We start from the raw sequence: 4724 nt of genomic DNA, 5'->3' as shown, positions 1-4724 counted from the left end.
ACGCCTTCCTGTGCGGCTGGGCTGGGTACGTCCGTAACGGAAACTCGGCGTGGATGTTCGACGCGATGCAGGCCTACGACGTGTACAGGCTGGCGATTTTTGTGGCGCACCGTCACACACGTAGCCGGGCGTGGGGGTGGCGGGTCGTGGCCTATGCCTCACCCGACCACGTCGGTCTGCTCAGCCTTGACGGGACCGTGCGTGCTCCCCGACCGAACGGTCCCTGGAGATCACCAAATGTCGGCGGTGAAAGACGTCGGTGAGCCGTGTGCGGGAGAACCGGATGCACGGAATCGACGGGAGGGAGCTGGAAACGGACCGGTCATCCGCCACCACGCCAGCTCCCTACCCAGCCAGATCCGCGGGGCGCGATCGAATGACGGGGCTCGGCCAGCCTGTGCGCCTTCATGCAGTCGTGGTCCCCACGCAGCGCGGCACGAGCAGGCCGCCGATACCCAAGACGCCGTGGAGCAGTCCCCTACAGGAGCAAGGTAGGCCGTCCGCCCTTCGTGGACGGCCGGCGGCTGGGGCCGATTATCCACCGACATCTGTTCCCGTTCGCGGACGTGCGCCGTCTCGGCCGAGCACATCACGCCAATTCGGCCGAGACGGGCCGTCGGCCGCAACTCGCCTGCTACCGCCTTCCGGGGGTAGCAGGCGAGGCGGCCCAGCGCCACTCTGTACGGAGTTGGAAGGAGGCCGCCGATGACCTCAATTGCCGCGAGCGAGACCTACCGCGCCGCCCGCGACCTGCTCCTCAGCTCGCGTACGGACTACGGCAAGGCGCTGGAGGAGTCCTGCTCGCCCCGGTGTGAAGGCCGGTTCAACTGGGCGATCGACTGGTTCGACGCAGTCGCCCGGTACAACAACCGGGTGGCGCCGTGGATCGTGGACGAGAACCGTTCGGGACGTCGGCGCACCTACGGCGAGTTGGTCCGCCGGTCGGACCGGGTAGCGACCTGGCTCACCGGGCTGGGCATCGGCAAGGGTGACTATGCGGCGCGGAAGAGAGGGCGAAATCGCGGGTACCCGCTTCGGCGCAGAGTACCGCGACACCGACTTTCCGCGCTGACCGCTATGAAGCCGACTCTCAGACACCGCTTGCTATGGATGCGCACAGTTCTCTGTCGGCCATCGAGGATGGACCCGGTGGCGCGTGAACGAGGTCCTTTGACCGCCGGTGGCGTGCGGGATGATCTCGCCGACAATGTTGGTCGGCCGAACGGCTCGCAATGGTCCTTCCAGCTGTCGATGAAGCGGCGGATCACGGCGATGAGGCACCGTGCAGAGGTGGGCCTCCCCCCGACGGCTTGCCTGCCGGGTGATGATCCAGTAGCAGATCTCGACCACCACAGCAGAAAGCGAGAACAGAGATGACCGAGGTGAAGTCGGCTCTCTTGGGGAGTGAGCTGCCGGGCGCCGGTGCGTTGATCAACTGTAGGGAGTGGGGCCCCGACGACGAGGTGGGCTGCAGGCTGGATGTGGATGTGGATGTGGATGTGCGGCGCATTACGGAGGAACTGGCCGACATGGTGGTGCCAGGGTGCGCGGACTGGGTGAGCGTGGATCTGCTCGACTCGGTGTACCGGGGCGGTGAACCGGCACCCGGTCGTCCCACCGGCCCGGTCACCCTGCGCCGGACCGCCTACCGGTCCACCATCCCGGACGAGATGAAGGTCGCGGTGGAATCGGGCGACGTGGACATCTACCCGGACTTCTCACCACCGGCCCGTTGCCTGGCTGCCGGCCGTCCTGTGCTGCACCGGGTCTGCGACCCTGAAATCAGCCGCTGGGTGGTGGACAGCCCGGCGCGCGCAGCGGCCGCCTATGATCACGGTTTCCATTCGGCGATGTTCATACCGTTGCGTGCCCGGGCTGCCACCTTCGGCGTGGTGGTTCTCGCTCGTCGTGATCATCGGGCCGCTTTCACAGCCGAGGATCTCCTGCTGGCGGATGAGCTGGGTGCCAAGGCAGCTCTGGCGATTGAGCGCGCCCGTCGCTGTAATCGGGAACGTGCGGTTGCTCTTGCGTTGCAGCGCGGTCTGCTGCCGCAGCGGCTGCCGGAGCAGGTGGCGGTGGAGGTGGCTTGCCGGTATCGGCCTGCCAGCGGTGACCTGGGCGTGGGTGGGGACTGGTTCGATGTGATCCCGCTGTCCGGCGCGCGGGTGGCGCTCGTCGTAGGCGATGTGGCCGGTCGTGGTATCCAGGCGGTCGCGGCGATGGGCCGGCTGCGTACCGCTGTGCGCGCCCTGACCGACAGCGAGCTGCCTCCGGAGGAGTTGCTGACCCGCCTCGATGACCTGCTTGCCCGCCTGCTCGCGGACGGGGACCTGTCGTCGGACCAGGAAGCGGGCAGCGAAATCGGCGCGACCTGCCTGTACGCGGTCTATGATCCTGTCTCCCGACGCTGTTCGCTGGCCAGCGCCGGTCACCGCCCGCCAGCCGTGGTGACCCCCGACGGGACGGTGACCTTCCTCGACGTGCCCACCGGCCCGCCCCTGGGTTTGGACAGCCTTCCCTTTGAGGCCGTCGAGGTCGAACTGCCCGCTGGTTCTCTGCTCGCGCTGTACACCGACGGTCTGATCGACTCTCGTGGCTGCGACATCGACGACGGCGTGGACGAGTTGCGCCGGGTCTTGGCCGAACCCGCCCACTGCCTGGAGGCTGCCTGCGACATGGCGCTGGACGTTCTGCTGCCCGAGCACCTTGCCGACGACGTGGCCCTGCTTCTAGCCCGCACCCACGGTCTCGACGAGAGCCAGGTCGCTTCCTGGGATGTGCCCGTTGGCCCTGCTGCCGTCGCCCAGGCCCGTGCCCAAGCCCACGAGCAACTGGCGGCGTGGGCGTTGGAGGAACTGGCGTGCACCACCGAGCTGGTGGTCAGTGAGCTGGTCACCAACGCTATTCGGCACGGCCGGGGCCCCGTCGGCCTGCGACTGATCCGAGCTGACACCCTGATCTGCGAGGTTTCCGACAGCAGCAACGCCGCCCCGCATCCGCGCCGGGCCCACACCCTCGACGAGGGCGGACGCGGTCTCCTCCTCGTCGCTCAGCTCACCCGGCGCTGGGGCAGCCGCTACACACCCAGCGGAAAAACCATCTGGGCGGAGCAGGCTCTACCCGCACGCCGCCCGCTGCGCGTAGCGGCGGATCCGGGCACCTGTTGCTTCCCGCAGCGCAACGGTGACATACTCGCGTTGGACCAGTTCGTGTCGTGAGTCGTGCAGATCACTGGATCCGGTGGGCTGGCAGCGAAGGTAGCCCGTCGCGGGGATCAGAGCGCGGTCGCGCATGGCCCCTATTCTTCATCACTGATCGGGCGGTTCGGCAGGGGAGCGAGCGCAGTCCCGTCAAGGCTGAGCAGACCGAGTGGTCAGGAGGTACCGACATGCACCGAATCGGCTGAGTGACTGGACTGGGCTGACTGGACTGGGCTCAGTACCATCTCGATGACCCTCACGCCGGGCGAGGTGTCAGGGGAGCAGCATTGACTTGCGGGCACAAACGACGGCCTCATGGCGTGTGCCCGTCTCCAGTTTCCGCATGGCGGATCGCAGGTATGCCTTGACTGTTTCGGGGGACAGCGAAAGCCGGTCCGCGACCTCGCCATTGGTGCAGCCGAGGGCGACTTGGGCGAGGACATCGGTCTCGCGGGTGGACAGGCGCACCGCCGGGTTTCTTGTCGGCCCGCCCTCCCCGACGGCGACGAGACGTTGCGCGGTCGCGTAGATCCTGCGCTGCAGCGCCGAATCGGGCATGGCCCCGGCGATGGCCCGCAGTTCGGAGTGCACCGAACGAAGCTCCTCGAGCGTGGCGGCATGTGCGGGCTCCAGCTGTCTGACAGACGCGAGTGACTCGGCCATCGCCAGCCGATGATCAACTTCATCGCGGATCGCGAGTTCGCGGGCGAGCCGCCGGCCCGCGGCGACCATCGCGTCCTGTATCCGGTCGCCCCACGCGGACGGCTGACGCACCGCGCCGTAGAGCACGGCACGGCACCGGCCACCCGCGTGGACGGGGACCGCGAGTATGGAGGTGAGACCTTCGCGGAGCACGGGACGGTCGTAGTCATGGGTGATGCTGCGCGCGCTGGTGTAATTGGTCACCCAGACCGGGTGGCCTTGCACGATCACCCGGCCGCCCAGTCCTGTGCCGGAAGGGACCTCCAGATTGTGCAGGCTGGTGGTACGGGTGCCCAGGAACTCCGTCAGGCGCAACCGGTTGCCACCCACCTCACCGGCGCATGCCACTTGGACTCCGCCCTGCCGGACGATGGTGCGCAGCTCGGCGCGTAAGGCCGCGCGGTCGTCTGGACGCAGAAATTGGCTGTCACTCATCGCATCCGTCATCACCGCACACACCGTCCTGTCGTGCGTATAACGCCAGTGCAGCCCCCATAAGTCCTGCGGGGGCCAGCCTGCCTCGAGTATCCCGCGAGTGTACGTCCAGCGGTGAGGCTTGGCGGGTCCGGTCATGGACCTCGATGAACATTTACCAGCAGGCCGTTGCGGCGTCCGACAACCCCGCGCGCCTCGTCGAGGTGGTCACCAACGACGTTAAGAGCGCCCAGCAATAGGGGTGTGGATCAAGGAGCGGGGCTGGGGTGCGTACATCGCAAGGCGGAGGAGGGAGTCACCCTGGTGTTGGGTGGCGACCGACGACAACGCGGCGAGGTGCGTGCCCCAGCCCCGCGACGCTGCGTCCCTATTGCCGGTCGCTCTTAG

General features: G+C 67.6%; 3 protein-coding genes and 1 pseudogene. 3 read left to right on the top strand and 1 reads right to left on the bottom strand.

What is annotated here, in order from left to right:
- The 3 genes and pseudogenes from MJ797_RS25960 to MJ797_RS25950 all read left to right on the top strand — a co-directional run.
- Positions 1-263: pseudogene (locus MJ797_RS25960) on the top strand (group II intron reverse transcriptase/maturase); the annotation flags it as partial.
- A 442-nt stretch (positions 264-705) separates the two neighbouring features.
- A complete protein-coding gene (locus MJ797_RS25955; RefSeq protein WP_239342254.1) occupies positions 706-1377 on the top strand; it encodes a hypothetical protein in 672 nt (223 codons plus the stop codon).
- A complete protein-coding gene (locus MJ797_RS25950) occupies positions 1374-3218 on the top strand; it encodes a SpoIIE family protein phosphatase (RefSeq protein WP_239342253.1) in 1845 nt (614 codons plus the stop codon). The genes MJ797_RS25955 and MJ797_RS25950 overlap by 4 nt, the downstream gene beginning before the upstream one ends.
- 255 nt (positions 3219-3473) lie before the next feature.
- Here the strand turns inward: MJ797_RS25950 and MJ797_RS25945 are convergent, their stop codons facing one another.
- Positions 3474-4337, bottom strand: coding sequence for a LuxR C-terminal-related transcriptional regulator (locus tag MJ797_RS25945; protein WP_239342252.1), 864 nt, complete (start codon positions 4335-4337; stop codon positions 3474-3476).
- Positions 4338-4724 lie beyond the last annotated feature (387 nt).

The sequence above is a fragment of the Protofrankia sp. CiP3 genome (genome assembly GCF_917627345.1).
GTDB lineage: Bacteria > Actinomycetota > Actinomycetes > Frankiales > Frankiaceae > Protofrankia.
The sequence above is the reverse complement of the archived record's forward strand: the minus strand, read 5'-3'. Positions and strand labels throughout refer to the sequence as shown.

What these genes read in the sequence shown, in the direction of transcription:
- MJ797_RS25955 (WP_239342254.1), top strand. Translation starts at nt 706, where the DNA reads ATGACCTCAATTGCCGCGAGCGAGACCTACCGCGCCGCCCGCGACCTG.
- MJ797_RS25950 (WP_239342253.1), top strand. Translation starts at nt 1,374, where the DNA reads ATGACCGAGGTGAAGTCGGCTCTCTTGGGGAGTGAGCTGCCGGGCGCC.
- MJ797_RS25945 (WP_239342252.1), bottom strand. Translation starts at nt 4,337, where the DNA reads ATGAGTGACAGCCAATTTCTGCGTCCAGACGACCGCGCGGCCTTACGC.